This window comes from Brachybacterium sp. UNK5269 (assembly GCF_049266655.1).
Lineage (GTDB): Bacteria > Actinomycetota > Actinomycetes > Actinomycetales > Dermabacteraceae > Brachybacterium.
In genome coordinates this window covers 448,323-470,176 of sequence record NZ_CP184883.1, presented here as the reverse complement: position 1 = coordinate 470,176, position 21,854 = coordinate 448,323, and the positions used below count along the sequence as shown (strand labels likewise).

Annotated in this window: 22 protein-coding genes and 1 rRNA gene; 13 read left to right on the top strand and 10 right to left on the bottom strand. The window is 72.4% G+C overall.

The annotated features are described in order from the left end of the window. Window positions 1–53 precede the first annotated feature (53 nt). Both ACOJUI_RS02125 and ACOJUI_RS02120 read right to left on the bottom strand, forming a co-directional pair. Window positions 54–1,573, bottom strand: a 16S ribosomal RNA gene (locus tag ACOJUI_RS02125). Window positions 1,574–1,973: 400 nt separating this feature from the next. Further along, window positions 1,974–2,570: a MarR family winged helix-turn-helix transcriptional regulator gene (locus tag ACOJUI_RS02120; protein ID WP_422116465.1), complete on the bottom strand. Its 597-nt coding sequence runs from the start codon at window positions 2,568–2,570 to the stop codon at window positions 1,974–1,976. A gap of 54 nt (window positions 2,571–2,624) precedes the next feature. On the opposite strand from ACOJUI_RS02120, the gene idi reads away from it, so the two are divergent. The 8 genes from idi to ACOJUI_RS02080 are packed head-to-tail and all read left to right on the top strand — an operon-like array spanning window position 2,625 to window position 9,136. Next, window positions 2,625–3,206: an isopentenyl-diphosphate Delta-isomerase gene (idi, locus tag ACOJUI_RS02115; RefSeq protein WP_422116464.1), complete on the top strand. Its 582-nt coding sequence runs from the start codon at window positions 2,625–2,627 to the stop codon at window positions 3,204–3,206. After that, entirely contained in the window at window positions 3,203–4,330 is a 1,128-nt protein-coding gene (locus tag ACOJUI_RS02110; RefSeq protein ID WP_422116463.1) for a polyprenyl synthetase family protein, read from the top strand. The genes idi and ACOJUI_RS02110 overlap by 4 nt, the downstream gene beginning before the upstream one ends. After that, complete coding sequence (locus ACOJUI_RS02105; protein ID WP_422116462.1) at window positions 4,327–5,139, top strand: tryptophan-rich sensory protein; 813 nt, start codon at window positions 4,327–4,329, stop codon at window positions 5,137–5,139. Before ACOJUI_RS02110 ends, ACOJUI_RS02105 begins: the two co-directional genes overlap by 4 nt. Beyond that, a complete protein-coding gene (locus ACOJUI_RS02100; RefSeq protein WP_422116461.1) occupies window positions 5,136–6,002 on the top strand; it encodes a phytoene/squalene synthase family protein in 867 nt (288 codons plus the stop codon). The genes ACOJUI_RS02105 and ACOJUI_RS02100 overlap by 4 nt, the downstream gene beginning before the upstream one ends. Then, window positions 5,999–7,597, top strand: coding sequence for a phytoene desaturase family protein (gene crtI / locus ACOJUI_RS02095; RefSeq protein ID WP_422116460.1), 1,599 nt, complete (start codon window positions 5,999–6,001; stop codon window positions 7,595–7,597). Before ACOJUI_RS02100 ends, crtI begins: the two co-directional genes overlap by 4 nt. Then, complete coding sequence (locus tag ACOJUI_RS02090) at window positions 7,594–7,950, top strand: lycopene cyclase domain-containing protein (RefSeq protein WP_422116459.1); 357 nt, start codon at window positions 7,594–7,596, stop codon at window positions 7,948–7,950. Before crtI ends, ACOJUI_RS02090 begins: the two co-directional genes overlap by 4 nt. Then, window positions 7,947–8,255 (top strand): lycopene cyclase domain-containing protein, encoded by a 309-nt coding sequence (locus tag ACOJUI_RS02085; RefSeq protein ID WP_422116458.1) that lies wholly within the window; start codon window positions 7,947–7,949, stop codon window positions 8,253–8,255. Before ACOJUI_RS02090 ends, ACOJUI_RS02085 begins: the two co-directional genes overlap by 4 nt. Beyond that, window positions 8,252–9,136, top strand: coding sequence for a prenyltransferase (locus tag ACOJUI_RS02080; protein ID WP_422116457.1), 885 nt, complete (start codon window positions 8,252–8,254; stop codon window positions 9,134–9,136). The genes ACOJUI_RS02085 and ACOJUI_RS02080 overlap by 4 nt, the downstream gene beginning before the upstream one ends. Before the next feature lie 33 nt (window positions 9,137–9,169). Here ACOJUI_RS02080 and ACOJUI_RS02075 read toward each other — a convergent pair whose 3' ends face one another. From ACOJUI_RS02075 to ACOJUI_RS02060, 4 genes are all read right to left on the bottom strand, one after another. Further along, window positions 9,170–10,021: an anti-sigma factor domain-containing protein gene (locus ACOJUI_RS02075; RefSeq protein ID WP_422116456.1), complete on the bottom strand. Its 852-nt coding sequence runs from the start codon at window positions 10,019–10,021 to the stop codon at window positions 9,170–9,172. A 7-nt stretch (window positions 10,022–10,028) separates the two neighbouring features. Continuing rightward, complete coding sequence (locus ACOJUI_RS02070; RefSeq protein ID WP_422116455.1) at window positions 10,029–10,655, bottom strand: RNA polymerase sigma factor; 627 nt, start codon at window positions 10,653–10,655, stop codon at window positions 10,029–10,031. Then, window positions 10,652–11,149, bottom strand: coding sequence for a class F sortase (locus tag ACOJUI_RS02065; RefSeq protein WP_422116454.1), 498 nt, complete (start codon window positions 11,147–11,149; stop codon window positions 10,652–10,654). Before ACOJUI_RS02065 ends, ACOJUI_RS02070 begins: the two co-directional genes overlap by 4 nt. Before the next feature lie 336 nt (window positions 11,150–11,485). Beyond that, a complete protein-coding gene (locus tag ACOJUI_RS02060; protein WP_422116453.1) occupies window positions 11,486–12,316 on the bottom strand; it encodes a DUF4397 domain-containing protein in 831 nt (276 codons plus the stop codon). Between the two features lie 233 nt (window positions 12,317–12,549). On the opposite strand from ACOJUI_RS02060, the gene ACOJUI_RS02055 reads away from it, so the two are divergent. Then, window positions 12,550–13,827: a sensor histidine kinase gene (locus ACOJUI_RS02055; RefSeq protein ID WP_422116452.1), complete on the top strand. Its 1,278-nt coding sequence runs from the start codon at window positions 12,550–12,552 to the stop codon at window positions 13,825–13,827. Beyond that, the gene (locus ACOJUI_RS02050; RefSeq protein ID WP_422116451.1) at window positions 13,824–14,501 is read left to right on the top strand and encodes a response regulator; all 678 of its coding nucleotides are present in this window, start codon (window positions 13,824–13,826) and stop codon (window positions 14,499–14,501) included. Before ACOJUI_RS02055 ends, ACOJUI_RS02050 begins: the two co-directional genes overlap by 4 nt. A 29-nt stretch (window positions 14,502–14,530) precedes the next feature. On the opposite strand, the gene ACOJUI_RS02045 is transcribed toward ACOJUI_RS02050, so the two are convergent. Further along, window positions 14,531–15,424 (bottom strand): type II CAAX prenyl endopeptidase Rce1 family protein, encoded by an 894-nt coding sequence (locus ACOJUI_RS02045; protein ID WP_422116450.1) that lies wholly within the window; start codon window positions 15,422–15,424, stop codon window positions 14,531–14,533. Window positions 15,425–15,585: 161 nt separating this feature from the next. Beyond that, entirely contained in the window at window positions 15,586–16,386 is an 801-nt protein-coding gene (locus tag ACOJUI_RS02040; protein ID WP_422116449.1) for a hemerythrin domain-containing protein, read from the bottom strand. A gap of 164 nt (window positions 16,387–16,550) precedes the next feature. Between ACOJUI_RS02040 and ACOJUI_RS02035 the strand changes: the two genes are divergently transcribed. After that, window positions 16,551–17,249 carry a phosphotransferase family protein gene (locus ACOJUI_RS02035; protein WP_422116448.1) on the top strand — a complete coding sequence of 233 codons (699 nt, stop codon included), beginning with the start codon at window positions 16,551–16,553 and terminating at the stop codon, window positions 17,247–17,249. A gap of 236 nt (window positions 17,250–17,485) precedes the next feature. Further along, complete coding sequence (locus tag ACOJUI_RS02030; RefSeq protein WP_422116447.1) at window positions 17,486–18,667, top strand: MFS transporter; 1,182 nt, start codon at window positions 17,486–17,488, stop codon at window positions 18,665–18,667. Between the two features lie 4 nt (window positions 18,668–18,671). Here ACOJUI_RS02030 and ACOJUI_RS02025 read toward each other — a convergent pair whose 3' ends face one another. Together ACOJUI_RS02025 and ACOJUI_RS02020 are read right to left on the bottom strand one after the other, a co-directional pair. Then, entirely contained in the window at window positions 18,672–18,989 is a 318-nt protein-coding gene (locus tag ACOJUI_RS02025) for a hypothetical protein (RefSeq protein WP_422116446.1), read from the bottom strand. Between the two features lie 131 nt (window positions 18,990–19,120). Further along, on the bottom strand, window positions 19,121–20,659 hold the full coding sequence (locus tag ACOJUI_RS02020; protein ID WP_422116445.1) for an SDR family NAD(P)-dependent oxidoreductase: 1,539 nt from the start codon (window positions 20,657–20,659) through the stop codon (window positions 19,121–19,123). A 184-nt stretch (window positions 20,660–20,843) separates the two neighbouring features. Here ACOJUI_RS02020 and add point away from each other — a divergent pair, with 184 nt between their 5' ends. Further along, a complete protein-coding gene (add, locus tag ACOJUI_RS02015) occupies window positions 20,844–21,854 on the top strand; it encodes an adenosine deaminase (protein ID WP_422116444.1) in 1,011 nt (336 codons plus the stop codon).

Here is a 21,854-nt window from a genome sequence, read left to right as displayed (position 1 = left end):
CCCCCACCACACGCGGGTGAGCAGATGGCCACCAAAATGGTGATGCTCCTTAGAAAGGAGGTGATCCAGCCGCACCTTCCGGTACGGCTACCTTGTTACGACTTAGTCCCAATCACCGATCCCACCTTAGACAGCTCCCTCACGAGGATGGGCCACTGGCTTCGGGTGTTACCGACTTTCGTGACTTGACGGGCGGTGTGTACAAGGCCCGGGAACGTATTCACCGCAGCGTTGCTGATCTGCGATTACTAGCGACTCCGACTTCATGGGGTCGAGTTGCAGACCCCAATCCGAACTGAGGCCGGCTTTTTGGGATTCGCTCCACCTCACAGTTTCGCAACCCATTGTACCGACCATTGTAGCATGCTTGAAGCCCAAGACATAAGGGGCATGATGATTTGACGTCGTCCCCACCTTCCTCCGAGTTGACCCCGGCAGTCTCCTATGAGTCCCCACCATGACGTGCTGGCAACATAGAACGAGGGTTGCGCTCGTTGCGGGACTTAACCCAACATCTCACGACACGAGCTGACGACAACCATGCACCACCTGTGCACCAGTCCGAAGAAAGCCACATCTCTGCGACCGTCCGGTGCATGTCAAGCCTTGGTAAGGTTCTTCGCGTTGCATCGAATTAATCAGCATGCTCCGCCGCTTGTGCGGGCCCCCGTCAATTCCTTTGAGTTTTAGCCTTGCGGCCGTACTCCCCAGGCGGGGCACTTAATGCGTTAGCTACGGCGCGGAAAACGTGGAATGTCCCCCACACCTAGTGCCCAACGTTTACGGCATGGACTACCAGGGTATCTAATCCTGTTCGCTACCCATGCTTTCGCTTCTCAGTGTCAGTAATGGCCCAGAGACCTGCCTTCGCCATCGGTGTTCTTCCTGATATCTGCGCATTTCACCGCTACACCAGGAGTTCCAGTCTCCCCTACCACACTCTAGCCTGCCCGTACCCACCGCACGCCCGAGGTTGAGCCTCGGGTTTTCACGGCAGACGCGACAAGCCACCTACAAGCTCTTTACGCCCAATAATTCCGGACAACGCTTGCGCCCTACGTATTACCGCGGCTGCTGGCACGTAGTTAGCCGGCGCTTCTTCTGCAGGTACCGTCACTCTCGCTTCTTCCCTACTGAAAGGGGTTTACAACCCGAAGGCCGTCATCCCCCACGCGGCGTCGCTGCATCAGGCTTTCGCCCATTGTGCAATATTCCCCACTGCTGCCTCCCGTAGGAGTCTGGGCCGTGTCTCAGTCCCAGTGTGGCCGGTCGCCCTCTCAGGCCGGCTACCCGTCATCGCCTTGGTGAGCCATTACCTCACCAACAAACTGATAGGCCGCGAGTCCATCCCCCACCGATAAATCTTTCCAACCACCACCATGCGGCAGTAGCTCGTATCCGGTATTAGCCACGATTTCCCGAGGTTATTCCGAAGTGAGGGGCAGGTTACTCACGTGTTACTCACCCGTTCGCCACTAATCAGGCAGTGCAAGCACCACCCTCATCGTTCGACTTGCATGTGTTAAGCACGCCGCCAGCGTTCGTCCTGAGCCAGGATCAAACTCTCCATGAAAAAACATGAAAAACTATAAACCCGACAAAAAAACAAACAACCAGCAAATTAAATTGCTGTATCATCCGTTAAAATTTTGCCATTCAAAATAATGGCATCAACAAACAGACACGCTATTGAGATATCAAGCAACACGCGCACTCGGGCTTCCAAGCCTTCCAGCTCTTCGCCCCGGGGCAACCCCTCAAACTTAGGGGATCCGATCCTCCCAGTCAAATCGGCACCGGTGTGATCCGCGTCCCGACCCTCCGAAGAGAACCTGATGTGCCTGGCCAGAGCGGGTTTCTCGGTCCGGCCTCGCGGCCTTTCCTCGTTCCCGTTGTCCGGGGCACGAGGAAGAACATTACGCCGATGCCAGCACCCCGTCAAGCCAGAACGGCACTTCGCGGCGTGACGCCCGCTACACCGTCTCCGGCCGCTCGTCGGGCACCGGGTCGGGTACCGCAGAGAGTGCCCGCGGGGTGAGCTCCTTGGGAGGGGCCTCGGTGTCGAAGTGGCGGGCCATCGCCAGCAGGAAGTCGACGGTGGCGGCTCGCGTCCCGGCCGGCACCTGCCGGGCGATCTCGAGCATCTGGGCGTGCATGCCGCTCAGGCGCTCCCTCACTTCGGCATGGGCATGGTCGGTCGCCACGATGATGCGGGATCGCCGGTCGCGCGGGTGCGGCGCCCGGCGCAGGTGCCCGGAGGCGGCGAGGCGGTCGAGCAGCTTGGAGGTGGAGGCGCCGGAGATGCGGAGGTGCTGGGCCAGGCGCACGGCGGTGACCGGCTCGGGGGACCGCTCCCCCGCGATGACGAAGCGCAGCGCCGCCAGATCGGTCGTGTTCATGTCCATGGCGGCGCTCATCCGCCGGCGCAGGTCCTGATCGGCCGCACTGAGGATGCGCAGGGCGCTCAGCAGGGCGACGGCGGAGTCGTGGTCCTCGTACCAGTAGGGGCCGGCGGCGTTCCCTACTGGGGAGGCGCAGTCGGTGCTCGGATCTGGTGGTGCTTCGGCCATCCCGTGATGCTACGCTCAATTACCTAGATTGGCTAAGTAGTTCGGGGAGGCGACATGGACGACGCTGCGATGGTCGGCGGCGCTGAGCAGGATCACGTGATCCTGCTGCACGAGGACGGCAGCGTCCGCGGCCTGGCCCCCCGCGCCACGGTCCATTCCACCACCACTCCCCTGCACCTGGCGTTCTCCTGCTACGTCCTCGGGGAGGACGGGCAGGTCCTGGTGACACGGCGGGCCCTGAGCAAGCGCACCTGGCCGGGGGTCTGGACCAACGCCTTCTGCGGCCACCCGCGCCAGGGCGAGTCCGTGCCCGACGCCGTGGCCCGCCACGCCGAGCACGAGCTCGGCATGCGTGTGCGCAACGTGCGCGAGGTGCTGCCCGACTTCCGCTACCGCGCCGTCGACGCCTCCGGAGTGGTCGAGAACGAGGTCTGCCCGGTGTTCCTCGCCGAGGCCGACGGAGCCCCGATCCCGAACCCGGACGAGGTGATGGACCTGCGGTGGGCCGCGCCGCAGGAGCTCATCTCCCTGGTGGACCTCGCGCCCTGGACGCTGAGCCCCTGGATGGTCTCTCAGGTCCCGGCGCTGCGCGATAGTCTCGGTGCTGCGAGCAGCGCCCGAGGGAGGACGCCATGACCGATCAGGACATCCGAGCCATCGATCGCGAGCTGGGCCGGCTGCTGGCCGGGGGCGCCGAGCGTCCCGGCCACCTGGCGCTGAACGACCACCGCGACCTCTGGAGCGCCTTCACCCTTTCGGTCGAGGGCGGCAAGCGGTTCCGCCCGGCGCTGCTGATCGCCGCGCACCGTGAGCTCGGCGGGCACCGCCACGCCGCCGCGATCCAGGTGGGGGCCGCGATCGAGCTGCTGCACACCGCCTTCGTCGTCCAGGACGACGTCATCGACGGCGACCTGGTGCGGCGCGGGGTGCCGAACCTGTCCGGCACCTTCGCCCAGGACGCGCAGCGCCGCGGCGCCTCCCCGCTCGGGGCTCGCCGCTACGGCGATGCGGCCGGGATCCTCGGCGGCGACCTCGGCCTGCTGGCCGCCTTCCGCGCCGTCACCCGCTGCGACGCCCCCGCCCCGGTGATCGAGCGTTTGCTGGACCTGCTGGAGAGCACCGTCCACGCCTCCGCGGCCGGGGAGCTCGCCGATGTGCGCCTCCAGCTCGGCGTCGGCCGCACCTCCGCCGCCCTCGAGGACGCCTTGGCAGTCGCGGAGCTGAAGACCGCCGTCTACTCCTTCCAGCTCCCCCTGCACGCCGGCGCCCTGCTGGCCGACGCCACCCCGGAGCAGCTCAGCGCCCTGGACGAGATCGGCGGGCTGCTCGGCATCGGCTTCCAGCTCTTCGACGATCTGCTGGGGGTGTTCGGCGAGGAGAGCCGCACCGGCAAGAGCAACCTCGGGGACCTGCGCGAGGGCAAGCGCACCGCGCTGCTCGCCCATGCCTCCACCACTCCCGAATGGTCGGAGCTGCAGACCCTCGTGGGCCGCGACGACCTGGGGCCGGAGGAGGGCCGACGGGCCCGCGCCCTGCTCACCCGCAGCGGCTCGCGGGCCTGGACCGAGGACCTCGCCCGTTGGCACGTGACCACAGCGGTCGAGTCCGCTGCCCGCCACACCCTGCCGGCCACCCTGGTGGCCGCCATGCGCGGCGCGACCGACACCATCCTGTGCACCGCCGACCGCACCCTGCTGCCCCTCGACGCCGACGACCCCGCCCCGGTGCACCGCACCACCAGGACAGGACAGCCCGCATGAGCGCCACCGCCCCCTCCACCCGCCCGGACCAGACCGGATCGCGGCCGCTGCTGCGCCGGATCGCGGTCACCGCCTGCTACGTCATCACGGTCATCGGCAGCGTCATCGGCGTCGGCGTCTTCGGTGGGGAGCCGATCGCCGAGGCCGCCGGCGGCCTGCTCGCCGCCGACTCCACCCACCTCGCCCCGGCCAGCACCGCCTTCTCCATCTGGTCGGTGATCTATGCCGGGCTGGGCGCCTACACCCTGTGGCAGTGGTGGGACGCGGATGACCACCGCGGGATCGCCGGGCACGCGATCGCCTCGCTGCTGCTGAACGCGGCCTGGATCCTGGTGATCCAGGCCGGCTGGGTGTGGGTCAGCGTGCTGGTGATCGTGACGCTCCTGGTGGTGCTGGCCGATCTCTTCCGCCGCCTCATCGCCACCCCGCCGCGCGGGGTGATGGGCCGGGTGGTGGTCGATGGCACCTTCGGCCTCTATCTCGGCTGGGTCTCGGTCGCCACCTGCGCCAACATCGCGGCCGCACTGGCCGGCTCGGGCTTCTTCGGCCTCGGGATCCCCCAGTGGATCGCCTCGGCCGTGCTCGCGGTCGCCGCCGCCGTCGGCATCGGCCTGTGCCTGGCCGGGAACCGGCCGATCGGGGCGCCCGCCGCGATGATCTGGGGTCTGACCTGGATCGCCGTCGGCCGAGCGACCGACGAGCCGTTCTCCCCCGTCACCGCCGTCGCCGCCGGCGTGGCCGCCGCGCTGATCGCGGCCGCCGCGATCGTCCAGTGGGTGCGTCCCGCACCCGAGCCCGCCGCCCGATGAGGGCCGCGGACCGGGCCGAGGCCCCCGGCGCCCGCTACGACCGCGTCGCGCAGCACAGCGCGGCGGCGGTGATCCAGGGCTATTCGACCTCCTTCGGCTGGGCCTCCCGACTGCTGCGCGAACCGGTCCGCACCCATGTGCGCAGCATCTATGCACTGGTGCGGATCGCCGACGAGATCGTCGACGACCCCGCCCCGGACCTCACCCCCGACGTGCGGCGGGAGCTGCTGGACGAGTTCGAGGCCGAGACCGCCCGGGCGCTCCGGCGCGGCCGCAGCACCAACCTCGCGGTGCACGCCTTCGCCCTCGCCGCCCGCCGCTTCCGCATCGGCCCGGAGCTGATCGACCCGTTCTTCGCCTCGATGCGCGCCGATCTCGAGGTGGCCGCGCACGATCGCCAGAGCCTGACCGAGTACGTCTACGGCTCCGCCGAGGTGGTGGGGCTGATGTGCCTGCGCGTCTTCGTCGACGGGGACGACGCCGCCTACGAGCGGCTGCGCGGGCCGGCCCGCAGCCTCGGCGCCGCCTTCCAGAAGGTGAACTTCCTGCGCGATCTGGCCGAGGACCACGACGAGCTGGGCCGCACCTACTTCCCGGGCCTGGACCCGGACGCCTTCAGCGACGCCCACCGCGACCTGCTGCTCGACGAGATCGACGCCGACCTGGCCCATGCGGCCACCGCCATCCCGCAGCTGCCGCCGAGCAGCCGGGCCGCCGTGGCCGCCGCCCACGGTCTCTACGCGGGGCTGTCCGCCCGCCTGCGCGCCACCCCCGCCGCCCGGATCCGCCGCGCCCGGGTGCGCGTCCCCGACCACGAGAAGGCGCGGATCCTGGCCCGCGCCGTCCTAGGAGCCCGCCGATGACCACCCCCTCCGCCGTCCGCTCCGCCGTCGTCATCGGCGGCGGCATCTCGGGTCTGGCGACCGCCGCCCTGCTGGCCCGCGACGGCTACGACGTCGACCTGGTCGAGGCGCGCGAGGAGCTCGGCGGCCGCGCCGGCAGCTGGGAGCGCGACGGGTTCCGCTTCGACACCGGCCCGTCCTGGTACCTGATGCCCGAGGTCTTCGACCACTTCTTCCGCCTGCTGGGCACCTCCGCCGCCGAGCAGCTGGACCTGCAGGGGCTGGACCCGGGCTACCGGGTCTTCTTCGAGGACGAGCCGGAGCCGGTGGACGTGCACGCCTCCGCCGCCCGCAACGCCGACGCCTTCGAGGCCATCGAGCCCGGCGCCGGGCGGCGCCTGGACCAGTACCTCGACTCGGCCCGCCACACCTACGACGTGGCGCTCGAGCACTTCCTGTACACCTCCTTCACCCGTCGGCGGCAGCTGATGGTGCCCGCCGTGGTGGCGCGGGCGCCGCGCCTGGCCCAGCTGCTGCTCGAGCCCCTGGAGCGGTTCGTCGGCCGCCGCTTCCGGGATCGCCGCCTGCGGCAGATCCTCGGCTACCCGGCCGTGTTCCTGGGCTCCTCGCCCGATCGCACGCCGAGCATGTACCACCTGATGAGCGCCCTGGATCTCACCGGCGGGGTGCTCTACCCGCAGGGCGGCTTCACCCGCATCATCGAGGCGATCGCGCAGCTCGCCGAGCGCGAGGGGGTGCGCCTGCACACCTCCACCCGCGCCACCCGCATCCTCACCGCCCCCGGTGCCGGGAAGGCCCGCCCCCGCGCCCGCGGCGTCGAGGTGCAGGGCCCCGACGGTGCCACCCGGATGCTCGGCGCACAGGTGGTGGTGGCGACCGCCGACCTGCACCATGTGGAGACCACGATGCTCCCGCCGGAGCTGCAGACCTACCCCGAGTCCTGGTGGGACAAGGCCACCTCCGGCCCCGGCGCGGTGCTGGTGCTGCTGGGCGTGCGCGGGCGCCTGCCGCAGCTCGCCCACCACAGCCTCTTCTTCACCAAGGACTGGTCGGCGAACTTCTCGGCGATCGCCGAGGGGCGCGTCCCCTCCCCCGCCTCGATCTACGTGTGCCGGCCCTCGGCCACCGATCCCTCGGTGGCGCCGGAGGGGCAGGAGAACCTGTTCGTGCTGGTCCCGATGCCGGCGGACCCGGGCCTCGGACGCGGCGGGATCGACGGCGCCGGCTCGGCGGCGGTGGAGCGGATCGCCGACGAGGCCCTCGCCCAGATCGCCGACTGGGCAGGGATCCCCGACCTCGCCGACCGGGTGGTGGTGCGGCGCACCATCGGCCCCGAGGAGTTCGCGAGCGACCTGGGCACCTGGAAGGGCGGCATGCTCGGGCCCGCCCACACCCTGGGCCAGAGCGCTTTCTTCCGCGCCGGCAACGTCTCGCGCCGCGTGGACTCGCTGCTGTACGCCGGCTCCAGCACCCTGCCCGGCATCGGGCTGCCGATGTGCCTGATCAGCGCTGAGCTGGTCGCCAAGCGCCTGCGCGGCGACCATTCCGCCTCCCCGCTGCCGGAGCCCGAGCCGGCCTCGGGGGCCGCGGCATGATGCCGCTGCTCTACCTGGCCGCGCTGCTCGGCTCGGCGTTCTGCATGGGCCTGCTGGACCACCGCTTCCGCCTGGTGTTGTGGCGCGCCCCGCGCCGCGCCGCGCTGGTGCTCGCGATCGGGGTCGCCTTCTTCCTGCTGTGGGACCTCGCCGCGATCGCGGCCGGCCACTACGGCATGGGGCAGAGTCCGCTGATGACCGGCATCATGCTCGCCCCCGAGCTGCCGCTCGAGGAGCTGGTGTTCATCACCTTCCTCAGCTACACCACCCTGGTGCTGTGGGGTCTGCTCGCCACCGCGCTCGACCGCATCCGTCGGCCGCAGCCCGCGGCCGCCGAGGCGGAGGGGCGATGAGCTATGCCGCCCTGGCCGGGCTGTTCCTGCTGCCCCCGCTCGCGGTCACCGCACTGGCGGTCCTGCTGCGCCGGCCCCGCGCCCGCTGGTGGCTGCTCACCGCGGGCACCATCGCCGTGCTGCTGGTGCTGACGATCGTGTTCGACACCGTGATGGTCGCGGTGGACCTGTTCCGCTACGACCACTCCCTGCTCAGCGGATGGATGATCGGCATCGTGCCGGTCGAGGACCTCGCCTGGCCGATCGCCGCCGGGCTCCTGCTGCCCTCGCTGTGGCTGCTGCTGACCCCGACGGAGGAGCGATGACCGCTGCGACCACCACTCCCGGCGCCCTGCGCCAGCTGCTGGGGTCCTCGCGCCCGCTGAGCTGGATCAACACCGCCTACCCCTTCGCCGCCGCGTACCTGCTGGCCGGCGGCGGGGTGGACGCGGCGCTGGTGATCGGGACGCTGTTCTTCCTGATCCCGTACAACCTGCTGATGTACGGGGTCAACGACGTGTTCGACCACGAGTCGGATCTGCGCAACCCCCGCAAGGGCGGCGTGGAGGGCATCGTGCTGGACCGCCGCTTCCACCGCATCACGCTGTGGGCGGCCGGGCTGAGCACCCTGCCGTTCGCGGTGGCGCTGCTGGCGATGGGCTCCGCCGCCTCCGCGGTGGTGCTGGTGATCGTGCTGGCCGCGGTGGTGGGGTACTCCGCGCCCGGGGTGCGGCTCAAGGAGCGCCCGGTGCTGGACTCGCTGACCTCCTCCACCCACTTCACGGGGCCGGCACTGTTCGGGCTGGTCTTCACCGGGGCGCCGGTGGGGCTGACCGCGGTCGCCTCGCTGGTGGCGTTCTTCCTGTGGGGCATGGCCTCGCACGCCTTCGGGGCGGTCCAGGACGTCCAGCCCGACCGGGAGGCGGGCATCGGCTCGATCGCGACCGTGATCGGCGCGGCGCCGACGGTGCGGCTCGCCATCGCCCTGTACGCCGCGGCGGGCCTGGCGATGCTGCTGACGCCGTGGCCGGCGGTCCTGGCCGGGCTGCTGGTGCTCCCCTACATCCTGAGCATCTGGCCGTTCCGCTCGGTGCCGGACGCGCAGGCCGAGCAGGCCAACCGGGGCTGGCGCCGCTTCCTGTGGCTGAACCTGCTCACGGGCTTCCTGCTGACCCAGCTGCTGATCTGGATCGCGCTGACGTCCTGAGCGGGCGCGCCCGCCGGGGCCGAGGCGACGGACTCAGCCCGCCGCGTCGGCCACGGTCATCGGCCCGGCCGCGACGGTGACGCCGCTGTGGGACGGGTCGCCGTCGAAGTGCTCCTGGGAGACGTCGACGATCGGGAACTGCTCGAGGTCCACGCCGGCCGGGACGGGCAGCGTGGTGGTCTCCGCCGAGACGGTGCCCAGCGAGATCAGGCGGCTGGCCGCCGCGTCCCGCAGCCAGACCTCGTAGTAGCCCTCGGCGGGCAGGGTGGAGACCGAGACCACCAGCTGGTCGCCGTCGGCCTCGGAGCTGACCATCTCGGCGGTGCCGCGGACGTCGTCCTCCGTCACCGGGTCCAGCACCGCCTCGCCGACCTTCGCCACCGGCGGTGGGGTCGGGGACGGCTGCTCCTCGTCCCCGCCGAGCGTCCCGCCCAGCAGGGCGGCGCCGCCGGCGCCGAGCACCAGCCCGGCCGCCGCGGCGACCGCGACCAGGGACCAGCGCGGGCGCCGGCGCCGGCGCGCGGCCAGCTCATCGCGGGTCGCGGCGGGCGCGGAGGGCGGCGGGGCCGCCGCTGCCGTCGCATCGTCGGTCTCGTCCTCGTCCCCGCCGGCGGGGCCGGTTGCGGGCAGCGGGCGGGCGGCCGGCGCGGGGGCGGTGGCGGGGTCGGCCGGGGCGTCGAGGCCCTGCTGGATCCGCTCCCAGAGACCGGCGGGCGGCTCCTCGAGCGCGACCGGCTCCACCAGGGCGTCCAGCACCCGGGCGATGGTCTCGAGCTCCCGGCGGCACGGCGCGCAGCTCTCCAGGTGCTCGGTGATGGCGGCGGGGACGGGATCGCCGACGGCGACGGCGCTCAGCTGCTCGGGCGCGGGGTGCGCGCTGGTCATGCGGTCCTCAGACATCGTGCACCTCCAATGCGACGCGCAGTCGGGCCAGTCCTCGGTGGACATGGGATTTCACGGTCCCCAGCGGGATCCCCAGCCTCTCGGCGATCTGCCGGTACGGGAGGTCCTGCACGTAGGCCATCCGCAGGATCTCATCCTGGGGCGGGCCGAGCCGGTCCAGCGCCTCGTGCACCACCACGCGGTCCACGATCTGCGCGGCATGCTCGACGGACTCGAGGCCCGGCTGGGCGGTGGTCGCGTCCACCGCCTTCAGCTGGCGCATGCGGGCCGCGTAGCTGTCGGCGATCACGCGGCGGGTGATCCCGGTCAGCCAGCCGCCCAGCGGACGGGCCGGGTCGTAGGTGTCCCGGGAGCGCCAGGCGCGGGTGAACACCTGCTGGGCGGCGTCCTCCGCGTCCTCGCGCTGGCGGAGCGCCGCCAGGCACAGCGAGAACACCAGTCGGCCGTGCCGGGCGTAGACCTCCGACAGGGCGTCGGGGGCGCCGGCGGCGAACTGCCGCGCGAGGTCGTCGTCGCTGTCCAGCGCCCCTCCTCGGTCGTGGTCCGGCGGGCAGGTGCGCCCCGCGGGGCACGGATGCGCCCGGGGAGATCCGGATGGGGCGAGACTACTGGTCATGACCGGGGTTCGGCCACCACGATGACGTTGTCGGCGTAGCTGCCGCGCTCGGGCAACCACTGGCCGCCGCAGGTGATGAGCACCAGGCGCTCCGGGCCGGTGCGGGTGAAGTAGGGCGTGAAGTCCAGGCCGTCCTTGCCGAGCCGTTCCACGGATGTGACGGCATAGGTATGGCGCGTGCCCTCCTGATCGGTGACCGTCACCTCGTCCCCCACCTCGGCGGCCCGGAGCGCGTACAGCGGTCCCTCGGGGGTCTCCTCGGAACCGGCGTGGGCGGCGATCACCGTGCTGCCGGCGTCGTCGGCCGGTGCCTGACCGAAGCGGTACCAGCCGGCGTCGGCCGCATCGGCGGGGATCTCCATCTGGCCGTCCTCGGCCACCCCGGTGGGGGTGATCGGCAGGTCGGCGCCCAGGCCCGGATACTGGATGCGCACCGGCACGGAGCGCGCATCCTGCTCGGCTGACGGCAGATCGGCGGCCGAGACGACCGGCACCGCCGGGACCTGCGACGCGGGTGAGGCGGTCTGCGGAGCCGGTGACGGGGCCTGCGGCGCGGGTGAGGGGGCCGGTGAGGCGGCTGACGGAGCGCCGGCGAGCGCCGGCTCTGCAGTGGCCGGGGTCGTGGACGACGGGACCGGGGGATGGTCGCGGCCTCCGGGACGGGGGCCGCGGTGGTCATCGGCGGGGCGGCCGACGGGTCGGGCTCGAGGCCCGTGACGACGGCGGAGGCGGCGCCGGCCGCCGTGATCACGGCCCCGGCGGCCAGGACAGCGCGCAGCAGCGCTGTCCTGGCCGACCGGTCCGCGCGAGGGCGGTCCGGAGCGTCCTGCTCAGGCACGGACCGCGGCGCGACGGCGCAGGGCCGCGGCGCTCCCGGCCATCAGCAGCAGCCCGCCGCCGAGAGCGATCCACTGCGCCTGCTCGCCGGCGGCCACCTCGGTGTCGCCGGTGGGGACGCCCTCGGGCGCCGAGTGCATGCCCTCGACCGTCTGGGTGGCCAGCGCGAGGTTGCCGTCCTCGGCCGAGCCCCAGGCGTAGACGATGGTCGCGGTGCCCTCGGTGACGGGGACGTCGGCCGGGCCGAGCACCGGGTCGGTCTCGCCGGCGAGCGAGACCGCGGCCTCGTAGGTGCCGGCCGGCAGGTCCAGGGACTCCTCGTTCGGGTTCTCGAGACCGGGGACGGCGACCTCGCCATTCGCCCACACGTCCACCGCCGGGGCGGCGGCGATGTGGCGGACCACCAGGCGGCCCTCGCCGGCGTCGAGCGCGGAGACGTCGTTGGCGAAGGCGGTCACGGTGGGGTTGCCGTCGGCGTCCAGGTGGGCGGCGGCGGTGTAGTTGCCGCCCGCCTCGAGGCCGACGGTGACCGGCCCGATCACGGGCTCGGAGGCGTCGGGCGCGTCGGAGGCGGTGATGGCGACCTCGTAGTCGCCGGCGGCGAGCTCGAGGGGTCCGGCGAGCTCGGACGGCTCGAAGTCGTCGAGCGTCAGCTCGCCGTTGACGTACACGTCCACGACGGTGTCCGGGACGCCGTGGAGCACGGAGAGCATGGCGGCATCGCCGTGGTTCTCCGCAGGGGCGGGGGCGGCGGTCGCCGAGGCGGCGCCGAGGAGTGCCAGGCTGCAGGCGGCGGTGACGGCGAGCGGAAGAGACGTGCGCATGATGCTGTCCTCTCATCGGGCCCCGGAGGGCCGCTGGCGCGAGCACCGTTGTGCTCACACCCCTACTACCGGCGCGGTGGCGGGATGGTTGCAGGGAGTCGGAGATTTTCTCGACGAGTTCTTCCGGTCCGCCCGACGCCTGCGGCCTCGGCGGCGGCCGGCTCCCCGGCCGTACCCTTATCCCTGCCCCGCGGGATCGCCGCGGCGCCGGCGTTCGACGAGGGAGCAACCTGGTGTCCGACGAAGATCCCCCTCCCCCCGAGGGCATCGGGCGGGGCGACCTGCTGGTGGCGGCGCTCGTCGGCGTGCTCGGGGCCGGCGGCGCGCTGCTGCTGCCCGCGCTCTCGGCGCAGGACAGCGAGGTCGCCGTGGGGGTCCCGGCGCTCGGCTCCGCGGCCTGGTGGCTCGTGGTCGTGGTGCTCCTGGCCCAGGCCGGCGCGCTGCTGCGGGCACGGACCGCCCCGCGGGCCGTGCTGCTCGTCGTCACGGCGCTGCCCCTGCTGCTGGTCCTGCTGGCACCGGGAGCGCTGTTCAGCCTGACCGCCCTGGCCACCGTGGTCGCCGTCTTCTTCGCGGCCCTGGCCGGGTCGGAACGCCGCGGCCTCGCGGTCCTGGCCGTCGCCTTCGCGCTGGTCGCCGGCGGCCAGTTCGTCAACGAGCTGCGGCTCGACGAGCTGCCGGTGGGGTTCGCGCTCGGAGGGGCGCTCGCGCAGGCGCTGCTGCTGATCGGCGCTCCGCTGCTGGCGGGGCTGTTCATGGCCGCACGGCGGGAGGCCGAGCGGGCGCGCCGCGGGGAGGCGGCGGCGCTGCGGCGCGAGCAGGACGGCCTGGTGCAGGCGGCGATCTCCCGGGAGCGCACCGCGATGTCGCGCGAGCTCCATGACATCGCCGCGCACCACATGTCGGGGATCGCGCTGATGGCCTCGGCGATCGAGCGGCAGGTGGAAAGCGACCCGCTCGCCGCGAAGCACTCGGCCGCCCAGATCCGGGCCCAGAGCCGGACCGTCCTGGAGGACCTCCGCCGCGTCGTCGGCCTGCTGCGCGAGGACGCCGCCGCCGCCCGCTCGGTGGAGACCCTGGCCGCCGTGCGGGAGCTGGTGGACGCACGGCGGGAGGCGGGCGCCGAGATCGACGTGGTGGTGCTCTCGGCGCGGGACGATGCGCCGCTGGGCACCGGGATCGGCGCGCTCGCGCAGCTGGTGGTCTATCGGATGGTCCAGGAGGCGCTGGCCAACGCGGCCGCCCACGCCGCGGGCGCGCGCTGCACGGTGCGGCTCGATGACCGCGGGGACGCGCTGGTCGTGACGGTCTCGAACGACCGCCTGGCCTCCGCCGCGGCCGGCCCCGGCAGCGGGTTCGGGCTGCTGGGGATGCGCGAGCGCGCCGAGATGATCGGGGCGGAGCTGGCCTCCGGGCCCACCGAGGGCGGCGGCTGGGAGGTCCGCCTCGCCGTGCCGCGTGAACAGGCCACCGACAGGGACATCGAGGACTCCGGGAGGGAGAGCGCATGATCCGGGTGATGATCGCCGAGGACCAGCCGCTGGCGCGGGCCGGCCTCGCCGCGGTGCTGGCCAGCGAGGCGGACATCGACGTCGTCGGCACGGCGGCCGACGGGACCGAGGCACTGGAGATGGCGCGGGACCTGCGCCCCGACGTCGCCTGCCTGGACATCCGGATGCCCGGCCGGGACGGCATCGCGGTCGCGCGGGAGCTGTGCGGTCCCGCGGCCGATCCGGTGATCCCGGTGCTCATCCTGACCACCTTCGACCTCGACGACTACGTCTTCGGGGCGCTCGAGGCGGGGGCGTCGGGCTTCCTGCTCAAGGACGCCGAGCCGGACGCGATCGTGCACGCGGTGCGACAGGTGGCCGCGGGCCACGGGACCCTGGACGAGACCCTCACCCGGCGGGTGATGCGCGAGTTCGTCGAGCGGCGGCGCCTGCAGCCGGTGACCGCTCCCCGCGCCCACAGCGTGCTGACCGCGCGCGAGCACGAGATCCTGCTGCTGCTCGCGCAGGGCAGGTCGAACGAGGAGATCGCGCGCGAGCTGGTCGTGGAGGTCTCCACGGTGAAGTCGCACCTGGCGCGGATGATGCCGAAGCTGGGGGTCCGCTCCCGGCTGCAGGCGGTGGTGTGGGCGTACCAGAACCGGGTGGTGGCCGTGCCGGACCCCGAGAGCCGCTGAGGCTCCCGGGGTCCGGCACGGCCGGGTGGTCACTGCTGGGCGGGCGCCGGGTAGCCGAGCCGGCCCCGGGTCAGCAGCAGCACCGCGCCGCCGGCGACGACCGCCGCGGCGGCCATCGCGGGCATCCACATGTTCTCGTCGATGCTCGGGAACATCTCGGCCCACAGCAGGGAGGCGAAGGTGTTGACGCTGACGTGGGCGAGGATCGCCAGCGGCAGGCTCTCCCCGGTGCGGTTGAAGATCCAGGTCATCACGAAGTTGAAGCCGAGGCAGAAGATGACGAAGGTGACCGGGCGGGTCCAGTTCGCGTCCGGGTAGCCGCCCCACTCGGTGAGGAACAGCGGGAAGTGCCAGAGCGCCCAGATCGGGCCGAGGATCATCGAGGCGACCAGCGGGGTGAAGCGGCTCTGCAGGCGGGGCAGGGCGAAGTCGCGCCAGCCCGGCTCCTCCGCCAGTCCGGTGGTGACGAACTGGATCAGCAGCAGCGGCACGTACATGGCGAGCGCCATCAGCGACGGCGCGTGGATGTCGCCGCCGGAGAAGGCCAGCCCGGTCGCCAGCATCCCCGCGGGGATCCCGAGCAGGGCGATGACGTACCAGCGTCCGGGGACGCGCCAGCGCAGCAGTCGGCCGACCCAGCGGCGCACCCCCTCGCGGCCGTCGGTGATCAGGGTGACGAGGAAGGCGGAGAACACCGGCCCGAGGTAGGCGCCGGGCAGCACCCCGGTGAGCTGGCCCATCTGGATGGGGAGGATGCCGAGCCCGCTCTGGGAGAGGACGTACGGCGTCCAGGCGATCCAGCTCAGCAGGTTCGCGAGGACCATGAAGCTCAGCAGCGGATGGCGACGGATCAGGCCGACGGGGCCCGCCGACGTCGGTGACGGGGTGGTCGGCGGTGGCTGGGTGGTGTCGATGGCGGTCATGACTGGTCTCTTTCCTACGGTGTGCGGCGGGAACTGCTCGCTCACCCAACGTAGGTTTCGGCGCCCCGGTTATCGCGAGGCGAAGGATGGATCCCCAGGGGATCCATCGAAGGATGCAAGGCCGGCCGCGATCACCGTCGCGGCCCGGGCGCACCCCGGTCTCAGCGCCGGCGGCGGCGCACCAGCGCGATCGGCACCGCGACCGCGACCAGCGCCCCGGCCCCGATCAGCCCCCACGGAGTACCCGGCTTCGGGTCCACGCGCGTCGAGGGGTCCTCGCCCCGCCGCAGCGCGGGGTGGTGCTCGACGGCGTGCGCGGCGCGGGTCAGCGCGGCGGTGGCGGAGTGCAGGGCCTCGTCGGCCGGGCCGGCGTCCCCGCGCAGACGCAGCGCGTCGAGGCGGTCGCGGGAGCGGTCGAGGACCGACAGGGGCAGGGCGGCGATGACGTTGCCGGGCGGGCGCCGGGCCACGATCGGATGGGCCCGGGTCGGGGCGATCCGGCTGACCACCTCCCAGGCGATCCCAAGGAGGCGGAGCTGGGTGACGGGCACCCGCTGCTGGAGGCGGGGGAAGAGCTCGTCCTCCTCGTCGCGGACGTCCTCCCGCAGCACCTCGGCCAGCCGCTCGAGCGCGGCCTCGCGCTCCGGGGTGCCGAGGGCGAGGTCCTCGAGCCCGGTGACGAGCTCGTTGACCTCCTGGTGCTCCTGCTCGACCTGGAGCGTCAGCTCCTCGCCGTCGGGCAGCACGCGGCGCATGACCGGCCACAGCACCGACTCCTCGGCGAAGGCGTGCGGGAAGACCAGGCGATAGAGGTCGAGCAGCACGGGCAGCTGCTCCTCGTGCGAGGACTCGCTCAGGCGGTGCAGCAGGCCGTCGAGCTCCACATGGTCGCTCTTCTGGCGGGTGAGGACGCTGAGCCGACCGCCCAGCTCGGCGACGCTCTGGTCGGCGACAGATCTCATGGCCCCTCCTCGGTCCGTGCGGAGCCCCATCCTCCGCGCCGGGCCGGAGGGGTGTCCACCCTCGCCCCCGACCGAACGGACGTGCGGGAGGTCGCCCGGCCCGCTCCCCCAGGTGCACGAGCAGGAGCTCGTCGGGGCACGATGGGGGGATGCGACAGGGAGCGGTGGGCAGTGTCCGACGGGTCGAGCGCGGCGGGCGGGCGCTGGTCGAGAAGCGCATGAGCGACCCCGCCCGGCATGACACGGAAGTGCTAGCCCTCCGGGCGCTCGCGCACTCCGACCTGCCGGTGCCGGAGGTCGTGGACGACGAGCCGGGGGCGATCCTGATGACCCTCATGCCCGGAGAGCGGCTCGACAGCGTGGACGCCGATGCGCGGCTGGCGGGACTCCGCGACTCGGCGGGGCTGCTGCGTCGACTGCATGAGCTGGATCCGCCACCCGGGCTGCCCGGCGCGCCGGACGACACGCTGATCATCCGGCGCTACCGCGAGGCCGGGGGTCCGGCTCTGCCGCTGAGCGTCCCTCGCACCCAGCGGCGGGTTTTCTGCCACGGGGACTGGACCACCGGGAACCTGCTGGCGATCGACGGCGCGGTGACGGCGGTGGTCGACTGGGAGGCCGCGCATGTCGGGGACCCGCTGCGGGAGCTGTCACGCGCGGCGTGGGGAGCCTCCCGCGATGACCCCCGACTGTTCGAGGCGATCGTCGATGCGTACGGTGCGCAGCGGGAGGCCGTGCAGGCCTGGTCCGCGATCCACGCCGCGGACCTCTGGCTGTGGTTCCTCGAGGCGGGGCCGCCCGAGTACCTCGCGCAGCTGACGGCCGAGCTCCGCAGCTGGCCGCCGTCGTCCCTGGCGACGTAGCGGGATCCGCTCCGGCACCAGCCGCCGCGACGCCAGGCCGCGAGGCGCCCGCTGGTGCCCCGGGGATCGCTCACCCTTCCTGGCCCCGCCGCTGTCGCCGCCCCTAGGATCGAGAGGTACACCGCTTCCAGCGTCGGCAGCGATCGTCGTCCCTGTCGCGCTGGAGCCGCCGTGAACTCGTCCCCCACCTCGCACGCCCCCTGTCCCCGGGTCGCCTGCGCCTGGTCATCCTGGCCATGTCTCTGGGCGCCTTCGCGATCGGCATCACCGAGTTCGCCAGCATGGGGCTGCTGCCGCAGATCGCCCGCTCCCTCGACGCGTCCATCCCTCAGGCCGGCATGCTGATCACCCTCTACGCCCTGGGAGTGGTGGTCGGGGCGCCGCTGGTGACGATCGCGGCCGTGCGGATCCCGCGGGCCCGGCTGCTGGTGCTGCTGATCGCGCTGATCGGGGTGGGGAACCTGCTCTCGGCGATCGCGCCGAGCTTCACCGTGCTGGCCGTCTCCCGCTTCCTCGCGGGCCTCCCCCACGGCGCGTACTTCGGGGTCGCCTCGCTGGTCGCCGCGAAGCTGTCACCGCCCGGGCAGCGCGCCCGCTCCGTCTCGCTGGTGATGCTGGGCCTGACGATCGCGACCATGATCGGGGTCCCGGCCTCCACGGCGCTGGGCCAGAGCGTGGGCTGGCGCTCGGCCTATGCGCTGGTCGTGGCCGTCGCCCTGGTGACCACCGTCGCGATCTGGCGCCTGGTGCCCGAACCGGCGGGCTCCGGGGCGACCGCGTCGATCCGCGGAGAGCTGCGGGCCCTGCGCCGCATCCAGGTGTGGTTCGCGCTCGGCATCGGCGCGATCGGCTTCGGCGGCATGTTCGCCGTGTACAGCTACATCGGCGAGATCGTGCCGGGGGTGATGGGCCTCGGCGAGCGCGCGGTGCCGCTGGCGCTGTTCGTGTTCGGCGTCGGCATGACCGCCGGCAACATCCTCGCCGGCCGCCTCGCGGACCGCAGCGTCTACGCCACCATCTTCCTGGGGCTGATCGGCATGGCGATCAGCCTCGCCGTCTTCGCGCTGGTCGCCCACCAGGCCCTCGCCGGGATGCTCCTGCTGCTGGCGATCGCCGTGACCTCGCAGCTGATGGGCCCCTCGCTGCAGCTGTTCCTGCTCGACGCCTCCCCGGACGCGCCGTCGCTGGCCGCGGCGCTCCACCATTCGGCGCTGAACATCGGCAACTCGCTCGGCGCGGCGCTGGGCGCGGCCGTGCTCGCGGCGGGCTGGGGACTGCTGGCGCCCGCGTGGACGGGCGTGGTGCTCGCGGTGCTGGGCCTCGGGATCGCCGGCGGGTCCTTCCTGGTGCACCGTGGTCAGCGCGAGCGGGCGGAGGCGCCGGCGGAGACGGTGTCCGAGGTGTCGGTCGCCTCCTGACCGCTCAGCCCATCGACCGCAGGCCGCGCTGGGCGGCCTTGTCCCGGAGGTCGCGCAGCACGCGGCTCAGGCCGGAGGCGGTGTCCTCCTCCGTGGCGGTCTCCACGAAGTCCACGACGGAGCGCATGGTCGCCAGGTCGATGCTGGGCATCCCGCCCTCGAGGAGCGCGCCGAGCCGCTCTCCGACCAGCACCTCCAGCGCCTCGGCCTGCTCGGCGCCGCGCTGGTCGCGGGCGGCCTCGAGTCGCTGCTCGAGGAGGGCCACGGCAGCGCCCGAGGCGGGGACGGGCTCGGCGTGTCCGGCGATGGTGATCTGTTCCATGGTGCGTTTCCTCGAGTCGATGACCCGCACGCGCGGTGGCCGGGCGAGCGGAGGCCGGGCAGCTGCGACCGGCTGGTCAGCACAGTACCGGGCTCACCGCGCCCGGTGCCGGGCCTTCCACCCCCGCCCGCTCACCACGGGCTGGGCCGATAGTCCTTCACGAAGCAGCCGTACAGATCCACCCCGGCCTCGCCGCGCACGATCGGGTCGTACACCCGCGCGGCGCCGTCGACCAAGTCCAGCGGGGCGTGCCAGCCCTCGGCGGCGATGCGCAGCTTGTCCTGGTGGGGCCGCTCGTCGGTGATCCAGCCGGTGTCCACGGCGGTCATCAGGATGCGGTCGGTCTCGAAGGCCTCACCGGCGCTGGTGCGGGTGAGCATGTTCAGGGCGGCCTTGGCCATGTTCGTGTGCGGGTGGCCGGGACCCTTGTAGCGCCGCGAGAACTGGCCCTCCATCGCCGAGACGTTGACGACGTAGGCGCGGCGGGCGCCGGCCTGCACGGCGGCCCGCATCGAGGCCCGCAGCCGGCTGATCAGCAGGAACGGCGCGGTCTCGTTGCACAGCTGCACTTCGAGCATCTCCAGCGCGTCCACCTGGTCCACGGTCCGGGTCCACGAGTTGGTGGTCTGCAGGTCCGGCAGCAGCCCGCCGGCGTCCACCGCGGTGCCCGCGAGGTGCTCGTCCAGGCTGGCCTTCCCGGCGCGCAGTGCGAGCGCGGTCATCGAGGCCGCGCTCTGCGCCGCCCGGGCGTGCTCGAGGCTCTCGCCGTCGTGCTGCGGCACCGACTGCGCCTCCAGCACGCCGGCGATCGCCGCCGGATGGGCCTGGGAGATGCGGTCGAAGGCCGTCATCTCCGGCAGCGCCAGGTCGCGCGGCAGCGGGGCGTCCTCCTGCTCCACCAGCGCGGAGTAGGCGCTCGGCGAGCGGCGCACCGTCTGGGCGGCGTTGTTGATCAGGATGTCCAGGGGGCCGGCGGCGGCGACCTCGTCGGCCAGCGCGATCACCTGGGTGGGGTCGCGCAGGTCGATGCCGACGATCTTCAGCCGATCGATCCAGTCCGCCGCGTCCTCCATCTGGGCGAAGCGCCGGGCCGCGTCCTTGGGGAAGCGGGTGGTGATGGTGGTGTGGGCGCCGTCGCGCAGCAGGCGCAGCGCGATGTACATCCCGATCTTCGCGCGGCCGCCGGTGAGCAGGGCCCGCTTGCCCCTGAGGTCGGTGCGCTGGTCGCGCTTGGCGTGCGACATGGCGGCGCAGTCCGGGCAGAGCCAGTGGTAGAAGGCGTCCACCAGGGTGTAGTCGGCCTTGCAGATGTAGCAGCCGCGGGCCTTGGACAACTCCCCGGCGAAGGCGCCCTGCGCGGTGGAGACCAGCGGGATCCCCTTGGTCTCGTCGTCGATCCGCAGCGGCGAGCCGGTGGCGGTCGCGGCGATCACGGCGCGGTCCGCCTTGCGCTGCGCCCAGGTCTTCTCCCCGCGCCGGGACTTCGCGAGCCGCTTCTCGAAGGTCCGGGAGGCGCGCTTGAGGGCGATGAGGTCCTCGTGGTCGTCGGCCAGGGCGGGGGCGGCGCGCAGCACCCGCAGGGCGGTGGCGACGTCGTCGGCGGAGAGATCGGCGACCGCGCGGTCATCGAGCGACCGTGAGGTCTCGGAGGGGGAAGGGTGGCCGGGCACCGATCGAGTCTATGGCCGCCCCGTGGCCTAGGACGGGGCGGCCGACGGGGTCTTGCTCACGTGCGCACCCGCTCCGCCGGGCCCCGCCCACCGCCCGCGCGCGACGGCGGACACCTCGCTTACTGCTGGGTACGAGCTCTTATCCTGCTCGCACGAGCACCCGCCCCGCCGGAGGAGATCCCCCATGACCAGCATCGACCGCGACTTCATCGACTCCCTCCCGAAGGCGGAGCTGCACCTGCACATCGAGGGGACCCTCGAGCCGGAGCTGAAGCTCGAGCTGGCTCGCCGCAACGGTGTGGACATCGGCCAGTCCACCGTCGAGCAGGTGCGCGGCACCTATGACTTCACCGACCTCACCAGCTTCCTGGCGGTCTACTACCCGGCGATGGAGGTGCTGGTCACCGAGCAGGACTTCCACGACCTCGCTCTGGCCTACCTGCGGCGCGCCGCAGCCGACGGGGTGGTGCGCGCCGAGATCTTCTTCGACCCGCAGGCCCACACCAGCCGCGGGGTCACCTTCTCCACCGTCGTCGACGGGCTCTGGTCCGCCGTGCAGGAGGCCGCCTCGCTGGGCGTGGACGCCGGGCTGATCATGTGCTTCCTGCGCGACCACAGCGTGGACTCGGCCCGAGCCACCCTCGAGGCCTCCCTGCCCTTCCGCGACCGGATCATCGGCGTGGGCCTGGACTCCGACGAGCGCGGCAACCCGCCCGAGAAGTTCGCCGAGGTCTTCGCGGATGCGAAGGCGGCCGGTTACCGGCTGACCATGCACTGCGACATCGACCAGGAGCAGTCGATCACCAACATCGCCACCGTCCTGCACGAGATCGGCGTGGAGCGCATCGACCACGGCACCAACATCCTCGAGGACCCCGCGCTGGTGGCCGAGGCGAAGGAGCGCGGCATCGGCTTCACCTGCTGCCCGCTGTCGAACTCCTTCGTCACCGAGGAGATGAAGGGCGTCGAGATCGCCACCCTGCTGCGGCAGGGCCTGAAGGTCTCCATCGCCTCCGACGACCCCGCCTACTTCGGCGGCTACGTGGGCGACAACCTCGCCGCGCTCACCGAGGCGCAGCAGCTCACCCGCGCCGAGGTCGTGCAGCTGGCCCGCAACTCGCTCGAGATCAGCTGGGCCGAGGCGGAGCGCACGCAGGCCTGGCTGCGCGAGCTCGAGGAGATCGCCGCCCGCTGA